Source organism: Streptomyces sp. NPDC037288 (assembly GCF_055603265.1).
The window spans coordinates 46,813-62,348 of the sequence record NZ_JBVJVY010000041.1; the positions used below are offsets into that span (position 1 = coordinate 46,813).

Annotated in this window: 14 protein-coding genes and 1 pseudogene; 8 read left to right on the forward strand and 7 right to left on the reverse strand. The window is 74.9% G+C overall.

Annotated features, from left to right (window positions below):
* Positions 1 to 6: 6 nt before the first annotated feature.
* On the reverse strand, positions 7 to 759 hold the full coding sequence (locus ACZ7GZ_RS33655; protein WP_471030093.1) for a hypothetical protein: 753 nt from the start codon (positions 757 to 759) through the stop codon (positions 7 to 9).
* 221 nt (positions 760 to 980) lie between these two features.
* Between ACZ7GZ_RS33655 and ACZ7GZ_RS33660 the strand changes: the two genes are divergently transcribed.
* A complete protein-coding gene (locus ACZ7GZ_RS33660) occupies positions 981 to 1,151 on the forward strand; it encodes a hypothetical protein (protein ID WP_471030095.1) in 171 nt (56 codons plus the stop codon).
* A gap of 37 nt (positions 1,152 to 1,188) precedes the next feature.
* Here the strand turns inward: ACZ7GZ_RS33660 and ACZ7GZ_RS33665 are convergent, their stop codons facing one another.
* Both ACZ7GZ_RS33665 and ACZ7GZ_RS33670 read right to left on the reverse strand, forming a co-directional pair.
* The gene (locus ACZ7GZ_RS33665; RefSeq protein ID WP_471030098.1) at positions 1,189 to 1,608 is read right to left on the reverse strand and encodes a DUF6221 family protein; all 420 of its coding nucleotides are present in this window, start codon (positions 1,606 to 1,608) and stop codon (positions 1,189 to 1,191) included.
* Complete coding sequence (locus ACZ7GZ_RS33670; protein WP_471030100.1) at positions 1,605 to 2,363, reverse strand: PaaX family transcriptional regulator C-terminal domain-containing protein; 759 nt, start codon at positions 2,361 to 2,363, stop codon at positions 1,605 to 1,607. Before ACZ7GZ_RS33670 ends, ACZ7GZ_RS33665 begins: the two co-directional genes overlap by 4 nt.
* A gap of 72 nt (positions 2,364 to 2,435) precedes the next feature.
* Between ACZ7GZ_RS33670 and ACZ7GZ_RS33675 the strand changes: the two genes are divergently transcribed.
* Both ACZ7GZ_RS33675 and ACZ7GZ_RS33680 read left to right on the forward strand, forming a co-directional pair.
* The gene (locus ACZ7GZ_RS33675; RefSeq protein WP_471030102.1) at positions 2,436 to 4,115 is read left to right on the forward strand and encodes a DNA alkylation response protein; all 1,680 of its coding nucleotides are present in this window, start codon (positions 2,436 to 2,438) and stop codon (positions 4,113 to 4,115) included.
* Between the two features lie 177 nt (positions 4,116 to 4,292).
* The gene (locus ACZ7GZ_RS33680) at positions 4,293 to 6,272 is read left to right on the forward strand and encodes a HEAT repeat domain-containing protein (protein ID WP_471030105.1); all 1,980 of its coding nucleotides are present in this window, start codon (positions 4,293 to 4,295) and stop codon (positions 6,270 to 6,272) included.
* Positions 6,273 to 6,277: 5 nt separating this feature from the next.
* Here the strand turns inward: ACZ7GZ_RS33680 and ACZ7GZ_RS33685 are convergent, their stop codons facing one another.
* A complete protein-coding gene (locus tag ACZ7GZ_RS33685) occupies positions 6,278 to 6,505 on the reverse strand; it encodes a hypothetical protein (protein WP_471030107.1) in 228 nt (75 codons plus the stop codon).
* Between the two features lie 474 nt (positions 6,506 to 6,979).
* Positions 6,980 to 7,570 carry an Rv1733c family protein gene (locus ACZ7GZ_RS33690; protein ID WP_471030109.1) on the reverse strand — a complete coding sequence of 197 codons (591 nt, stop codon included), beginning with the start codon at positions 7,568 to 7,570 and terminating at the stop codon, positions 6,980 to 6,982.
* 288 nt (positions 7,571 to 7,858) lie between these two features.
* Here ACZ7GZ_RS33690 and ACZ7GZ_RS33695 point away from each other — a divergent pair, with 288 nt between their 5' ends.
* From ACZ7GZ_RS33695 to ACZ7GZ_RS33710, 4 genes are all read left to right on the forward strand, one after another.
* Positions 7,859 to 8,947: a WD40/YVTN/BNR-like repeat-containing protein gene (locus ACZ7GZ_RS33695; protein ID WP_471030110.1), complete on the forward strand. Its 1,089-nt coding sequence runs from the start codon at positions 7,859 to 7,861 to the stop codon at positions 8,945 to 8,947.
* 93 nt (positions 8,948 to 9,040) lie between these two features.
* Positions 9,041 to 9,718, forward strand: coding sequence for a uracil-DNA glycosylase (locus ACZ7GZ_RS33700; RefSeq protein WP_471030112.1), 678 nt, complete (start codon positions 9,041 to 9,043; stop codon positions 9,716 to 9,718).
* On the forward strand, positions 9,715 to 10,689 hold the full coding sequence (locus tag ACZ7GZ_RS33705; protein WP_471030114.1) for an N-acetylglucosamine kinase: 975 nt from the start codon (positions 9,715 to 9,717) through the stop codon (positions 10,687 to 10,689). The genes ACZ7GZ_RS33700 and ACZ7GZ_RS33705 overlap by 4 nt, the downstream gene beginning before the upstream one ends.
* A gap of 207 nt (positions 10,690 to 10,896) precedes the next feature.
* A complete protein-coding gene (locus ACZ7GZ_RS33710; RefSeq protein ID WP_471030115.1) occupies positions 10,897 to 11,823 on the forward strand; it encodes a sirohydrochlorin chelatase in 927 nt (308 codons plus the stop codon).
* Between the two features lie 161 nt (positions 11,824 to 11,984).
* Here ACZ7GZ_RS33710 and ACZ7GZ_RS33715 read toward each other — a convergent pair whose 3' ends face one another.
* Entirely contained in the window at positions 11,985 to 13,022 is a 1,038-nt protein-coding gene (locus ACZ7GZ_RS33715; RefSeq protein ID WP_471030117.1) for a lactonase family protein, read from the reverse strand.
* Between the two features lie 303 nt (positions 13,023 to 13,325).
* Positions 13,326 to 14,855 (reverse strand): FUSC family protein, encoded by a 1,530-nt coding sequence (locus ACZ7GZ_RS33720; RefSeq protein ID WP_471030119.1) that lies wholly within the window; start codon positions 14,853 to 14,855, stop codon positions 13,326 to 13,328.
* Between the two features lie 230 nt (positions 14,856 to 15,085).
* Here ACZ7GZ_RS33720 and ACZ7GZ_RS33725 point away from each other — a divergent pair.
* Positions 15,086 to 15,418: pseudogene (locus tag ACZ7GZ_RS33725) on the forward strand (Lrp/AsnC family transcriptional regulator); the annotation flags it as partial.
* Positions 15,419 to 15,536: the final 118 nt, after the last annotated feature.

A 15,536-nucleotide genomic window follows, 5' to 3' on the forward strand; every position in this document is an offset into this window, starting at 1 on the left:
CCCTCCTCAGAGCGTGGTGCGGTCGGGCCGCGCCGTGGGACCGAGCGGACCGGGGGACGGCTTGACCGCCGAGTCCTCGGCACCGTGGGGGGTCCGGGCGCTGCCGGTCGACCTGCTGCTTCCATGGGTCCGGCCGCCGCCGGATGCCGGGTCGCCTGCCGAGGCCCCGGATCCGTGGGAGGTCCGGGCGCCGCCGGACGACCCGCTGCTTCCGTGGGTCCGGCCGCCGCCGGATGTCCGGTCGCCCGCGGCGGCCCCGGCACCGCCGGCAGCCGGGGTCCCGCTCGAGGCCTCGGTGCTCCCGGCCGCGTCCGTGCCATCCCCACCGGTGGCCGCCGCGCCCGTGTCGCCGGGCGTGTCCCCGGCTCCGGCCGACGCCGCTCCGCCCGTGCCGCCGGCATTGCGTGCCCCGGCGCCGTGGCCGGACCCGAGGGCCGCGGTGCCGAGGTCATGGGCGGGTTCGGATCCCGGCCCGGCCCCGCTCCCGCTGTCGGCCGGATGTGCGGGCCGGGGCTGGGTGAGCCAGGCCACGGCGGCGCCCGTGAGGGCCACGGGCCACTCCACCACGCCCGCGGCGCCGAGCACTCCGGCCCCCGCGTACACGGCGATGCGCCGCCCGCGGGGCGACACCGCGCCGACCTTGTCCAGCGTCCCCTCGGCGGCCCTGCTCACCATGCCGGCGCCCGGCACCCTGCGCAGCACCGAGGCCGCGCCGTGCAGGGGCGCCGTGAGGGCCGACGACGACTTCTGCTCAGCCATGACTCTCCTCGGGTGAGTTCGCCTTACGTGCCCCACCGAGTGCCCGCCACCGCGCTGGTCATCCCCCGTTTCCGCCCGGGGCGCCACTCTTCCCAGGGAACTCCTCGGACCGCCTCGGCGCCACCCTCACCGCCCCCGCACGAGCGCCGGCACCCCCTGGGAGCCGTGAACACCGCGGCCCGGACATCCGGGCGCCGCCCCACCCCGCCGCCCGTGAGACCGTGGTCCGCTCGTGCGGCACCTGCAAGGCGCAGTCCAAGCGCACGGTCAACCTCATCACCATCGTCGGGAACTCCGGCCGGAAGATCGGCACGTGCCGGATGTACCTCGGCGCCGGCACCGGCGAGGAGCCGCCCACCCACGGCGGGCCTGACGGGACGTACTGCGCGTAGTCCGTTTCGGACATCGCCCACAAGCGGGCCGGGCCGGCTACGGGCGCCACGCCTCGTCGTACTCGGGATGCGCGGCGAACGGCAGGGCGAGCAGCCGGAGCGTGGCGCACGGGGCCGGTTGCCGGCTTCCTCGGGCGGAGGCGGCACAGGTGCGGCACCGGCCGTCCTCCGCCGTGCGGTGCTCCGCCAGCAGCGCCCGGCCCGCCTCGACGTTCCGCAGGACGCGCGCCGGATCATGGCGCGCCACATGGGCGAGCAGCCGCACCGGGTCCTCGGCGCTGAACTGCGCCAGTGGCGTGTGCGTGGTCCCGCGGTCCTGGGAGGTGAGTACCTGCTCGATGTGGTCCGCCATGACGCCCCAGACCGCGCCGGGTGCCGCGGTGATCGCGTCGCGGGCCACCCGCTCCTCCTCCAGGAGCCGGGCCCGCAGGAACCGTTCGAGGGCCGCGGGCGTCATGCGGCACGCTCCCTGAGTCCCACCGACGCGGCCAACTCCCGCTGGTAGCCGGCGTAGGCCGTGCGCAGGGCCTCCCCCGGCCAGTCAGCGGGCAGGAGCGCGGGTGGCAGGACGGGGTCGGTGAGCAGGTGGCGTACGGCCGCGGCGTAGGCGGTGAGGCGGTCCGCGGGGCTCCGGGCGGCTGCCGTGTGCGCAAGGAGCGTCCGCGCGGTGGCCGCCCAGCCGTCCAGCGGCCAGAGCCGGGCGACCAGGTCCGGCTGGGGCTCGTCGGGGCGCGCGGTGTACGTGCGGGCCACGGAGTGCAGCAGGTCCGGCAGGCCACGGTCGAGGTTGGCCGGGCGCAGCCACACGCCCTCGCGGAGTTCGGCCAGGCGCAGCGCGGACAACCGGGTGCGCAGCTCGGCGCGTTCGGCGGGGCCGCGACCGGTCGCCGTGATCACCACCATCTCCCAGTCGCCGTCCCACGCGCGCGTGCCGGGCCGCAGTGCCTCGTCCTGGCGCCGCTGGCGCGCCAGCAGCCGGTCGCTGAGCCGGTAGACGGCGTCCGTACGGCGCAGGTCTCCCGCGGTCACCATCCGGCTCAGCGCGGCCCGCAGTGTGGAGCCGCCGACGCCGAAGGGCTCCACCAACCGGACCAGGTCCTTCACCGGCAGCTCCGCCGGGTGCGCCCCGAGGAGCAGGCTCAGCACGACCGACCGCGCGGACAGCGGTCGCAGGCCTGCCTTCTCCGGCTCGGGCGGGACGTTCATGCGCATGGGCACGTACTGTACGTGCGCCCTCCGTATTGCATCATTGCTACAACCGCAGGAAAGGTGCAACATGCTCGCATGGTCTCGATTCCCGCGCAGTCGCCCTCGCAGTCGCAGCCTCAGCCGCCGTACGCCACGCACGACGTCACCAACCAGGCGCCGCCCCTGGCTCCCTACGACGCCTCCGACGACCCGGCCCTGCTGGAAGGGCTGCGCCGGGAGGGCGCCGGGTGGGCCGAGGAGGACATCCGGCGGCTGGGGGCGCGCGCCGGCAGCGCCGAGGCGCAGGAGTGGGGCGACCTGGCGAACCGGTACGAGCCGGTCCTGCGCACCCACGACCGCTACGGTCACCGCGTCGACGAGGTGGAGTTCCACCCGAGCTGGCACCACCTGATGCGCACGGCGGTCGCCGAGGGCCTCGCCGGAGCACCCTGGGCGGACGAACGGCCCGGCGCCCATGTGGCCCGTAGCGCGGGCGGTCTGGTGTGGGGGCACACGGAGGCCGGCCACGGCTGCCCGACCTCGATGACGTACGCCGCCGTGCCCGCGCTGCGCGCCCAGCCGGATCTGGCCAAGGTTTACGAACCGCTGCTCACCAGCCGGGAGTACGACCCCGGACTGCGTGTACCGGCCGAGAAGCCGGGGCTGCTGGCGGGGATGGGCATGACCGAGAAGCAGGGCGGGTCGGACGTCCGGACGAACACCACCGTGGCCACGCCCACCGGTGAGCCCGGCGTGTACACCCTGCAGGGGCACAAGTGGTTCACGTCGGCTCCGATGTGCGACCTCTTCCTGGTACTGGCACAGGCCCCCGCCGGGCTGTCGTGCTTCCTGGTGCCGCGTGTGCTGCCGGACGGCAGCCGCAACACCTTCCGCATCCAGCGCCTGAAGGACAAACTGGGCAACCGCTCCAACGCCTCCTCCGAGCCGGAGTTCGACCGGACGGTCGCCTGGCTGGTCGGTCCCGAGGGGCGGGGCGTGAAGACCATCATCGAGATGGTCAACTGCACCCGGCTGGACTGCGTGATGTCCTCGGCGACCCTGATGCGCAAGGCGCTGGTCGAGGCGGGGCATCACGCCCGGCACCGCAGCGCGTTCGGGGCCCGGCTGATCGACCAGCCGCTGATGCGCAACGTCCTCGCCGACCTGGCGCTGGAGTCGGAGGCGGCGACGACGCTCACCCTGCGGCTGGCCGGCGCGGCCGACCGCGCGGTGCGCGGGGACGCCGGGGAACGCGCCTTCCGGCGGATCGCGACCGCCGTCGGCAAGTACTGGGTCACCAAGCGGGGTCCGGCGTTCACCGCGGAGGCACTGGAGTGCCTGGGCGGCAACGGGTACGTCGAGGACTCGGGCATGCCCCGGCACTACCGGGAGGCGCCGCTGCTGTCGATCTGGGAGGGCTCGGGCAACGTCAACGCGCTCGACGTGCTGCGTGCCCTCGGCCGGGAACCGGACACCGCCGAGGCCCTGTTCACCGAACTCGCCCTCGCGCGCGGGGCGGACGCCCGCCTGGACGCGGCCGTCGCCGCGCTCAAGGACCAGTTGGCCGAAACGGACCAGGTGGGCGCCCGCCGGCTGGTCGAGCGGATGGCGCTCGCCCTCCAGGCCTCCCTGCTGGTCCGGCACGCCCCGCACCCGGTCGCGGACGCCTTCTGCGCGAGCCGGCTGGGCGGCGACTGGGGGAACGCGTTCGGCACCCTGCCCGCCGGGGCGGGCCTCGACGCGATCCTGGAGCGGGCCCTGCCCGGCCTGAACTGACACCCCACGGCGGGGGTGCGCGGGCCGCCCACGCACCCCCGCCGGATGCCCTCCGGACGCCCGCTCCCTGGCCGGTGACAGCCGACGGATCGCACACAGTCAGCGCGCGGTTCCCCACCGTTGTCGGTGCCGTGGTGCACACTCGCGATCAGGTGGCACTCGTCTGGGGAGGACAACGTGGTCACGGGGATCGACGAGGTCGACTGGGCCTCGCTGCGGCACGCGTACGGCACGGCGGAGGACGTGCCCGGATGGTTACGGGCGCTGGCGTCCACGGACACCGCCGAGCGGGCGACCGCGCTCGACGGGATGTACCGCGCGCTGCACCACCAGGGGTGTGTGTACGACTCGACACTGGCCTGCGTCCCCTTCCTGCTCTCGCTCGTGGCCCGCGAGGAGTTGCCGGACCGGTCCGGCGTCGTGGAACTGCTGCTCGGCATCGGCGCGGAGAGCGCGGACGGGGACCCGCGCGCACGGGAGGCGGTGTGCGCGGGCGCCGAGGTCTTCGTCCCGCTCGCCCAGGACCCGGATCCGGCGGTGCGCCGGGCCGCCGCCGGGGCCCTCGTGCACTTCCTGACCGCACCCAGCCGGGTCCTGGACCTGTTGCGGCAGCGGCTGCGGGCCGAGCGCGACGACCGCGTTCTGCTCGCCCTCACCGAGGCGCTCGGCCTGTTCGTCCGCCGGTACCCCGCGCACGCCGACGCCGCGGTGGACCTCCTGGCGGAGCAGGGAGCGCCGCCGTTCACCCCGGGGCTGCGGCTCGCCGCGCTCGGCCAGCTCGCGCTCGTCGCGCCCGGCCGGCTGCCCGCCGATGTCGTGCCGACGGCGGTCCGGTTGCTCCGGGAGCGCTCCGCACACCGTGCCCGGATCCCCGAGCCCTCCGCCGACACGCTCGTCGGACGCTTACGGCGCCTGCGCCCGTCCGACGAGGAGGGTTCCCGTCTGCTGCGCACCCTGCACACCGGACTCGGCGACCGGGTGGACGACCGGACAGCGCTCCTGGGCGGGCAGTTGACCAGCCCGGACCCGGTGGACCGGTGCAACGCCGTGTGGATGGCGGCGGCCCTGCTGCGCGGCTGGCGCGGCGACCACAGCGGTACGGTCCGGCTGCTCGGCGCCCAACTGCCCACGGAACAGGACCGTTTACGGGACGCGGCGGTCGCAGTCCTGTCGGAGCTGGGCCCGCTCGCCGTGCCGGCCGCGGACGAGCTGCACGCGCTGGTGTGTGCCCGGCCCGACCTGTGGACGCACCGCTTCGAGCGCGGCTCCCCCACGCTGGGCGGGCCGCTCAAGGCGCTGGCCGGGAGCGGCGATCCGCGCGCGGTCCCGGCCCTGGCCCAGCTGCTGGCCGGCCCGGCCGCGCCGGTGGACCTGGGGTTCGCACTGGCCCGCCTGGGCGCCGCCGCTGCCCCCCTCGCCCCCGCGGTGCGGCACCGGCTCGGCCGGATCCCGACGGCCTCGCCCTCCGCCCCCCGGCTCGCCGCCCCGCTGCTGGCGGCGATCGGCGCGGTCGGAGACGAGGACGCGGTGCCGGAGGTGCTGCGGCTGCTGTCGGGGGCTCCCGACGGCTTGGGAGCACGGGACGCGATCGCGGGCCGGGCCGTCGAGACGCTGGAGGCGCTCGGCGCCACCGCGCAGGCGGTACCCGTCCTGCGCGCACTGCTGCACACCCGGCACGCCGCCGCCGCGGCCGGCGCCCTCTGGGCGGCGCACCAGGACGCCTCCGCCGTACTCCCCACGCTGTTGCGGGAGTTGACCCAGGCCGATCCGGAGCGCCGGTGCCGGGCCGCCGGGCAGCTCGGCAGACTGGGACCGGCCGCGCGCTCCGCGCTGCCCGCGCTGCGCCGGATGGCCTGCTCGTGGCCGGCGCGGGAGCGGGTGCCGGCCGCCTGCGCACTGTGGCGCGTCGACGCGGATCCCGAGGCGGTCCTGCCCGTGCTCCGGGCGTCCTGGGCGGACGACCCGCACACCCGCGCTCCGATCGCCCGGTGCCTCACCACCATGGGCCCGGCCGCCGCCCCGCTACGGCACCTGGTGACGGCGGAACTGGCCGCTCCGCGCCGCCTACCGGTTCACCCGGGAGGCCACGGCGGCCAGGCCGTAGCCGAGGACGAGGCGCTCCTGAGAGCGTGCCGGGATGCGCTGGCCGCGATGTAGGGCGATCACGGCAGGCACCCGCCCGAGCCGATGAGTTCACGGACGCGGCAGTGGCCTCGAAGACGGCGACGCTCCAGCGGTTGCGGATTCCAGGCCGGTTTGCCCCGGCACTCAGCCGCCGGCCCCGGGCAGGCGACGCGGGCGGCCTTCCCGACCGGATCGAAGCCGAGGCCGGCGGGATCGGCGTCGTCGAACGGCGTCGGGCCGTTCCCTTCGGCGATCCGGGCGCCCACTCAGCCGTGATGGCCGTGGGCGTGGCGTCGACGACGCGAATCCCGGCCTTGCGGCTGCTCGGCATCCCCGGCGGCCGCGAGGAAAGGGCGCGACCGGGCGGCCGAGGCCTCCGAGGGCGAGGGGGTCAGCCCACTGCGTGGATCCGCTGCCGGCCCCTTCTCACCCGGGCCGGACTGCCCGCCCCGCGCGCCGGAGGGCCGGCCGGTCGCCGCTCGCCCCCTCCGGTCGACGCGCGGGACACATCGCCGGGCGCCACGCACGGCTCGACCGGGTGCGCCACGCGCGGCTCGACCCGGTGCGCCACGCGGCTCGGCCCGGTCGGCTCGATGTCGGCGGCGCTGCGGTCCTGATCCCCGGCGCACAGGAAGACGGGCCGTGATCCGGCCGTGCAGGAAAGCGGGCCGGATCCCGGGCGCCGTGCAGGAAAGCGGCCGGATGCCCGGCCGTGCAGGAAAGCGGGCTGGCGACCTTGATCAGACCATGCGTCCCCACTGTGGTCCGAGGCGTGCCCATTCCGTGTCCCAGGCGTCCATGCGGCGGCGTTCCAGACGGGCGCGCAGGGCGAGGCCGCCGACGAAGGGGACGGCCGCGGTGCTCACACCCACCAGGCAGCCGATCAGAGTGCCGCGGAAGGCGGCCTCCGCGGCGGAGGTGGGACGGCTGACGAGATGGCCCTGCGGGTCGGTCCAGACGGTGACCGGCGCGCCGGCCCTGCTGCCGGGCTCGACCCGGACCTGGCCGGTGCGGGCGGAGCCGTCGGCCACCGTCCAGCGCACCTTCGCCCAGACCTGATCACCGGAGGAGCTGTGGCCGTGCGCGGGCGAGCTTCCCGGGGCCCGAGCCACGACGCGGGCCACGACGGGGCGCCAGGCCGCCCGCTCCCCGGCGAGTCCGTGTTCCACCGACCGGGCTCCCACGAGTCCGGCCGCGACCCCCGCCAGGACGGTCAGCAGCCAGGCGCCGAGCACCACCCAGGCCTCCACCATGTCGGCCCGGCGTTTGAGCGGGTTGCGCCGCCAGCGCCACAGCCACACCTTCGGACCACGGAACGCCTTCAAAGGCATCCTCCTCACGAGCGCACCGACCGGCCGGACCGCCCTCCCATACGCGGGAGACCGCTCCGTTGCTCACGACGAGCCGTCTCCCCGACGGTCGCACGAGACACCCCGTTCGCGCAGGCGCATGCCGCAACGGACCCCGGCCGATCTTCGTCACGGGCCGACGACACCGCTGTGACCTGCCGGAATGCACTCCCCGAGGGAGAGTGTCAGTGGCGGGGTGCACACTGGCCGATAACTGACGACTACCTGACTCACTACTACCTGGACGACGGCGTCCCGGAGGTGATCGGCATGACTGAGGTACTGCTGGCGGTGGGCACCCGCAAAGGTCTGTTCATCGGGCGCCGAAGGGGCGGTGGCGCCTGGGAGTTCGACGACAGTCCGTATTTCAACGCGCAGGCGGTCTACTCGGTCGCGATCGACACCCGGGGGGACCGCCCGCGGCTGCTGGCGGGCGGCGACAGCGCGCACTGGGGTCCGTCGGTCTTCCACTCCGACGACCTCGGCCGCACCTGGACCGAACCGCCGCAGCCGGCCGTCAAGTTCCCCAAAGACACCGGCGCTTCCCTGGAGCGCGTCTGGCAACTGCACCCGGCCGCCGCCGAGCCCGGCGTGGTCTACGCGGGCACGGAACCGGCGGCGCTGTACCGCTCGGAGGACCGCGGCGAGAGCTTCGCGCTGGTCCGGCCGCTGTGGGAGCACCCGACGCGCTCGCAATGGGTGCCGGGCGGCGGCGGTGAGGGACTGCACACCGTCGTCACCGACGCCCGCGACCCCCGCGCGGTGACCGTGGCCGTCTCGACGGCCGGGGTGTTCCGCTCCACCGACGCCGGCGCGAGCTGGGCGCCGTCCAACTCGGGTGTGTCGGCGGTGTTCCTGCCGGATCCGAACCCGGAGTTCGGCCAGTGCGTGCACAAGATCGCCAAGGACGCGGGCGACCCGGACCGGCTGTATCTGCAGAACCACTGGGGGGTGTACCGGAGCGACGACGCGGGCGGGCACTGGACCGACATCGGCGCGGATCTGCCGTCCACGTTCGGCTTCGCGGTGGCCACGCATCCGCACCGGGCCGACACGGCCTACGTCTTCCCGATCAACGCCGACGCGGACCGGGTGCCCGCCGAGCACCGCTGCCGGGTCTTCCGCACCTCGGACGCGGGCCGGACCTGGGAGCCGCTGTCCAAGGGCCTGCCGGAGGAGGACCACTACGGCACGGTGCTGCGGGACGCCCTGTGCACCGACGACGCCGAACCGGCGGGGGTCTATTTCGGCAACCGCAACGGCGAGGTGTTCGCCTCGGCCGACGACGGCGACAGCTGGCAGCAGCTGGCGGCGCATCTGCCGGACGTGCTGTGCGTGCGGGCGGCGGTGATCGGCTGAGACGCGCGGGCGGGCCGCACGGGCGCTCGGTCGGGCTTTCGGGCTTGGCCATCGGTTGATCACCCGCATGTCCGCGGCAGTAGGGTGACGCCCGTGGCACCACGACCCTTGCATGAAATCGTCGAACCGGGCTGGGCGAAGGCCCTGGAACCCGTCGCCGGACGGATCGCCGGAATGGGCGACTTCCTGCGCGCGGAGATCGCCGCGGGACGCACCTACCTCCCGGCCGGACCGAACGTCCTGCGGGCCTTCCAGCAGCCCTTCGACGAGGTACGGGTCCTGATCGTCGGTCAGGACCCTTATCCCACCCCGGGACACGCGGTGGGCCTGTCGTTCTCGGTCGCGCCCGAGGTACGCCCGCTGCCGCCGAGCCTGATCAACATCTTCCGCGAGCTGAACGCCGACCTGGGCCTGCCCCAGCCGTCCAACGGCGACCTGACGCCCTGGACCCAGCAGGGCGTGCTGCTGCTCAACAGGGCGCTGACCGTGGCTCCGCGCCGCCCGGGCGCCCACCGCGACAAGGGCTGGGAGGAGGTCACCGAGCAGGCGATACGGGCCCTCGCGGCCCGCGGCAAGCCGCTGGTCTCCATCCTCTGGGGCCGGGAGGCCCGCAATCTGCGTCCGCTGCTGGGCAGTCTGCCGGCGGTGGAGTCCCCGCACCCGTCGCCCAAGTCGGCCGACTACGGGTTCTTCGGCTCGCGTCCGTTCAGCCGGGCCAACGACCTGCTGGTCCAGCAGGGCGGCCAGCAGGTGGACTGGCGACTGCCGTGACCGTCCCCGGGTATCTGGCGGTCGACTCCGGAGGCTCCGGCCTACGGGTCGCCGTCGGCGTGCCGGGCCGGGCGCCCGCCGCCCAGCGGGAGTCGCGGGAACCGGTCCGCACGGGTGCGCGGGGCATCGATCCCGCCCATCTGATGGCCCAGCTCGTCCCGCTGGCCCGGGCGCTGGCCACCGAGGCCGGGATCGGCCGGCTGGAGACGGCCGTCGTCGGCGCCGCCGGGTTCGCCAGCCTGGGCGACGCCCTGCGCACGGAACTGCCCGGCGCCCTCGGCCGCGAGCTGTGCGTACGGCGGGTGGCGCTCGCCGCCGACGCCGTCACCGCCTACGCCGGCGCTCTCGGGCCGCGTCCGGGCGCGGTGCTCGCCGCGGGAACCGGGCTGATCGCGGTCGGCACCGATCTCACCGCCTGGCGCCGGGCCGACGGTTGGGGCCATCTGCTCGGGGACTGCGGCAGCGGCGCGTGGATCGGGCGGGCCGGCCTCGAGGCCGCGCTGCGCGCCCACGACGGCCGGGACGGCGGCTCCGCACCACTGCTGGCCTGTGCGGAGAAGCAGTTCGGGCCGGTGCGCGGCCTGCCGGGCCTGCTCTACCCCCGCTCCGACCGACCCGCCGTACTGGCCTCCTTCGCGCCCCAGGTGGCCACCTGCGCAGCGCAGGACCCGGTCGCCGCGGACATCCTGCGCGCGGCGGCCCGGCACATGGCCGAGTCCGCGGCGGCCGTGTGCCCGGCCGACGGCACGCCCCAAGTAGCGCTCACCGGTGGCCTGTTCCGTCTGGGCGATCCGCTGCTCACCCCCCTGCGCGAGGAGTTGGCGAGTCGGCTGCCGTACGCCCGGCAGGTGCCGGCCGAGGGCGATCCGCTCCATGGCGCGGTGCGGATCGCGGCCGATATGGCGTCCGGCCGGCTCACCCTGCCGGGTGAAAAGGCCATGCTCTACGTGGTCTCGGTACAAGCCGACTGAAGTCCCCCGCACAAGCGGATCGCCCCCTTTTTCAGCCCTTTTCACTCCTTGTCGTCCCCCTGCCGTCCTTTTGTCGGCCTATGTTCTCGGCACGTGCTCCGAACATGTGTCATCCGCTTGTCACTCATCAGACAAAACCGGACGGAAACCGCTCACCTGCACCCTCCCCGAACGGAGGAACCCCCGAAGCCAGTAACATGCGGCGCCATGAGCACCCCCACTGGGCCCGAGTCCGGCCTGCCAGTACGAATGCCGCGACCCCGCCAGCCCGGACGGCACCGCCGACCGGAACCGCTGGTCGCTCCCGAGGGTGCGCCGGCGCTCGCCCTCGCGGTGCCCGGTGCGCCCAGCGCCGCCACGCGCGCCCTCGCCGAGGAGGTCGTGAGCATCGCCCGCTCCGAGCTGCCCGGCCTGGACGTCCGGATCGGATACCTGGACGGGGACGACGTCGAGTTCCCCACGCTCCGTTCCGTGCTCATGCACACCGCCGACGAGCGCACGGCCCGTTATGAGCAGGCCGTCGCCGCCGGGCTCGAGGGGCTCAAGGAGCCCGACGGTCCGGTCGCGGTCGTCGTACCGCTGCTGGCCGGCCCGGACAGCGCCCTGCTGCGGCAGATCCGCCAGTCCGTGATGGACAGCCGGGTCGCCGCCGAGCTGACCGATGTGCTCGGCCCGCACCCGCTGCTCGCCGAGGCACTGCACGTGCGGCTGTCCGAGGCGGGCCTTGCCCGGGCCGACCGCGCGCGCCTGTTCACCGTGGCCACCGCCGCGGACGGCATCATCCTGGCGTCCGTGGGCGGCGAGGAGGCCGTGCAGGCGGCCGGGATCACCGGCATGCTGCTCGCCGCGCGCCTGGCGGTGCCGGTGATGGCGGCGGCCCTGGACCAGGAGGGCTCGATCTCCTCCGTCGCCGAGCAGCTGCGTTCCTCCGGCTCGCAGCAGCTGGCACTGGCGCCGTATCTGATCGGACCCGAGATCGACCCGGCGCTGCTGGCGGCGGCCGCCGAGGAGGTGGGCTGCGCCACGGCCGAGGCGCTCGGCGCGTACCCGGCGATCGGCAAGCTCGCCCTGGCCAAGTACACGACGGCGCTGGGCATCTCCCCGCAGCAGCCGCAGGGCATGCCGGTCCGCTGACCACACGCCGGCACACGGCACGCATACGACACAGGGCCCCCTCCGCACCCGGAGCGGGCCCTTCGCCTTGTCCCGGGCGGTTGGGCGGAGACGCCTCGGCCGGGAATCTGGAGGCGCGAGTCAGGTGGGGCAGGCGGGAAGCGCGAGGCGGGGGCGGGGCCTCAGCCGAAGACGACGCAGGAGGCCGCGGGAACGGGCACCGAACCGTCGTAACGGGGCATCCCCGTAGCCTCGTCCACGGCGAACCACGTCACCTCGCCGGAGCGCTCGTTGGCCGCGTACAGGAAGCCGTCGTGTTCGGCGAGCGCCCGCGGCCAGTGCCCGCCGCACGGCACCGTGCCGGTCAGCCGGAGTGTCCCGCCTTCGACGGCGAGGACCGACAGGACGTCCTCGCCGCGGGTCGCGGTCCACACGAAGCGACCGTCGGGCGCCACCACGATGCCGGACGGATAGGCGTCGCCGGCGGGCGCACCGGGCAGCACGGGGACCTCGGTCAGCGGCTTGAGGGAGCCGGCCTCGGCGTCCCAGCGGCACACGGTCACCGTGGGGGTGAGTTCGTTGACGACGTAGGCGTACGCGCCGTCCGGGTGGAAGGCCAGATGGCGGGGGCCTGAGCCGGGGCGCAGGGCGAACTCGCGGTGCAGGGCGGGGGCGCCGTCCGCGAGGGTGCACACCCGTACCGAGTCGGTGCCGAGGTCGACGCTGACGGCCCACCGGCCGCTCGGGTCGGCCTGCACCTGGTGGGCGTGCGGACCGCGCTGGCGCCGGTCGTGCGGACCGGAGCCGGTGTGCTGCAGCCGCCCCGAGGGCTTGGCGGCGAGCGTGCCGTCCGGGCGCAGGGGTACGGCGGTGACGCTGCCGGAGCCGTAGTTGGCGGTCAGCACGTGTCCGGCGTAGAGGCCGATGTGGGCCGGTCCGCAGCCGTCGACCGGTACGGGCGGTCCGGCGAGTACGGGCCTGGAGCCGGCGACGCGGTAGGCGGCGACGGCGCCCTCGGCCGTCTCGCTGACCGCGTAGAGCGTCTCCCCGTCCGGCGACAGGGCCAGGTAGGACGGGTCGGGTAGGTCGTTCACGGCGGGACCCAGGATGAGGGCGCCGCCGTCGGGCGCGACCTCGGCGGTCACGAGGCCGGGGCCGCCCGCTGCCGTGAACGAGCCGATGAACGCCCGGCGCCTGCCGGGCCTGCCGTCCTCTGCCACCGCTGTCCCCTCTCGGTCCTCGGTCGAGCCCGTCCCGGGCCGACGGTAGCAGCCGACCACGCCGGTCTAGACCAAGACGGCGGGCATGCAGGGCGGTTCTTCTCCGCGCACACCCTTGCGCCGACTCCGCACCCTCGCGTGGCGGCCCGGGCCGCCGCGAGCCGCGCCCCTGAGGACCGGCTCGCCGGCCCCCACCAGCTGCGATCCCTGGGCAACCGGCTCACCGCGCAGTCCAACCGCCCCCCAGCTCACGCCTCCACCGGCCGCGACTCCCCATGACGAGCTCGCGCCCCCATGACGAGCTCAGGCCCCCACCAACCGCGACCCCGACGATGCGCGCAGGGGTTCGGCCAGGTCGGCGAGGGCGCGTTCCAAGCCGTGCAGGTGGGCGAGGGCCGGTTCGGAGGGCGGCTCCGCGGCGCTGTGGACAGGCTCCGGGCGACCCGCGGTGAGCACCTCGACGGCGGCCTCCACGCGCCAGCACGCCGCGGCCAGGCGTGCGTCGTGGGAGGCCTCGGGATCGGCGGTGACCGCCACCAGCCCACGGACCTCGCGGGCACAGTCGTCGAGGAGCGCGAGGACCCGGCGGGCGCGCCGCTTGCGGGCCGGCATCGGGTTCAGCGGGTGCACCAGCGGGGCCACCGACAGCCGGACCCGGCCGAGCAACTGCTCCAGTTCGGCCACGCGAGGCGCCGGGTCTGCCGTCGGCGAGCCGGCGAGACGTGCCGCGGCCTCGGCCGTGCAGGCGTGGACACAGCGCAGCGCACGCTGGATCCAGGCGTCCGTGATGGCGTGGGTGGTGACCGGCAGGACGAACAGCACGGCGAGCGCGGCGCCCAGCGCACCCACGCCGGTCTCGGCCAGGCGCAGGGCGAGCAGGCCGGGATCGAGGACGCCGAGAAGGCCGTAGAGCAGTTCGGCGAGCAGGGTCACCCAGAGCATCATCCAGGTGTAGGAGACGGCGGCCGTGTAGAAGATGCCGAACACGGCGACGGCGACGAGGACGGCCGTCGGGATGGCCGCGCCGTCCACGGGGACGGCGACGAGGAAACCCAGGCAGATGCCGATGACCGTGCCGAGGACCCGGCGGAAGCCGCGGACCAGCGTCTCACCGCGCGACGCGGTGTTGACGAAGATCCACCAGGTGGCGCCGACGGCCCAGTACCAGCGCTGTCCGGACACCAGCTGGCCCACGACCAGTGCGAAGCCCGCGCCCGCGGTCGCCTGGACGGCCTGCCGGGTGGTCACCCGGGCCAGATCGCGCCAGGCGGACGACGGGGGTCCCCCCGCTCGAGCGAAGCCGAGAGTGGGGGAGGAGGGTACGGCGGCCGGGGGCAGCCGGCGCTCGTAGCACCACACCCCGAAGCGCACCACGGCCGCGCTGAGCACGGACAGCAGGACGGCGGCGTACAGCTCGGGCAGCTGCGCAGGGGTGGCGTGCAGGAACTGGGCCACGAAGAACGTCATGAAGGCGAACACGCCGAGGCTGTGCCCGCGCGGTCCCCAGCGGCGCGCGTACACCCCGGCGCCGACGACGCCCAGGAAGGCCAGGTCGCGCGCGACGGGGACGCCGTGCAGTTCGGCCGCGACGGCGAGCACCGGCACGCCCACGGCGGGCAGCAGCGCGGTGGTGACCGCCTGTCCGCGCACGGTCGGGTCGGCGACGGTGAACAGGGCGAGCAGGGCGGCGAGGCCACCGGTGACCGCGCCCCGGAGGGAATGCCCGGCGAGGAGGCAGACGACGACCGCGAGGCCGATGCCGAGGACGGCCCGCGCGGCGAAGCGCAACCGCGCCCGTCCCGGGTCCGGAGCCACGAACATCCTCTTCACCACTGCTGCCCTCCCCAGGGAACACCGGCACGGAAAAGGCGCCGCGGGGATCCGCAGCGCCATCGACAGGTCCATGAGAGCATCACCGAGGTCACTGGCTCAAGTGTGGTCCGATCTACTGAGCCATTGGTCCAGCACCGAGCGGGCAGCCGTGTCGGCCGGAATGCCAACGGACCAGGTCGCGCGGCATACGGGGCGGTAAGGATCCTGAGCCATTGGTACAGTCGTCCATCATGGCCGTGGACGAACTCGACACCCGCATCCTGCGGCTGCTCCTGGAGCAGCCGCGCACCAGCGTGCGCGAGTACGCCCGCATCCTCGGCGTCGCCCGTGGCACGCTCCAGGCCCGAATGGACCGTATGGAGCGGGACGGCGTGATCACCGGCACCGGGCCCGCCCTCTCCCCCGCCGCGCTGGACCATCCGGTCCTGGCGTTCGTGCACATCGAGGTCACCCAGGGCCATCTGGACGACGTGGGGGACGCGCTGGCCGCCGTGCCGGAGATCGTGGAGGCGTTCTCGATCACCGGCGGCGGGGATCTGCTCGCCCGGGTGGTGGGCCGGGATACTGACTTCAGCTCGTCGGGGTGAATCTTCACGAAGTCCCTGATGGGCATGGATGGGTGGCTGTATCCCGTGGTGTGTGAGGTATGCGGATGGGGGCGGCCTGACCCCTGAGGGACGT

Excerpts from the sequence above, each read along its gene's own strand:
- ACZ7GZ_RS33655 (WP_471030093.1), bottom strand. The coding sequence starts at position 759 with ATGGCTGAGCAGAAGTCGTCGTCGGCCCTCACGGCGCCCCTGCACGGC.
- ACZ7GZ_RS33665 (WP_471030098.1), bottom strand. The coding sequence starts at position 1,608 with ATGACGCCCGCGGCCCTCGAACGGTTCCTGCGGGCCCGGCTCCTGGAG.
- ACZ7GZ_RS33670 (WP_471030100.1), bottom strand. The coding sequence starts at position 2,363 with ATGCGCATGAACGTCCCGCCCGAGCCGGAGAAGGCAGGCCTGCGACCG.
- ACZ7GZ_RS33675 (WP_471030102.1), top strand. The coding sequence starts at position 2,436 with ATGGTCTCGATTCCCGCGCAGTCGCCCTCGCAGTCGCAGCCTCAGCCG.
- ACZ7GZ_RS33690 (WP_471030109.1), bottom strand. The coding sequence starts at position 7,570 with ATGCCTTTGAAGGCGTTCCGTGGTCCGAAGGTGTGGCTGTGGCGCTGG.
- ACZ7GZ_RS33695 (WP_471030110.1), top strand. The coding sequence starts at position 7,859 with ATGACTGAGGTACTGCTGGCGGTGGGCACCCGCAAAGGTCTGTTCATC.
- ACZ7GZ_RS33710 (WP_471030115.1), top strand. The coding sequence starts at position 10,897 with ATGAGCACCCCCACTGGGCCCGAGTCCGGCCTGCCAGTACGAATGCCG.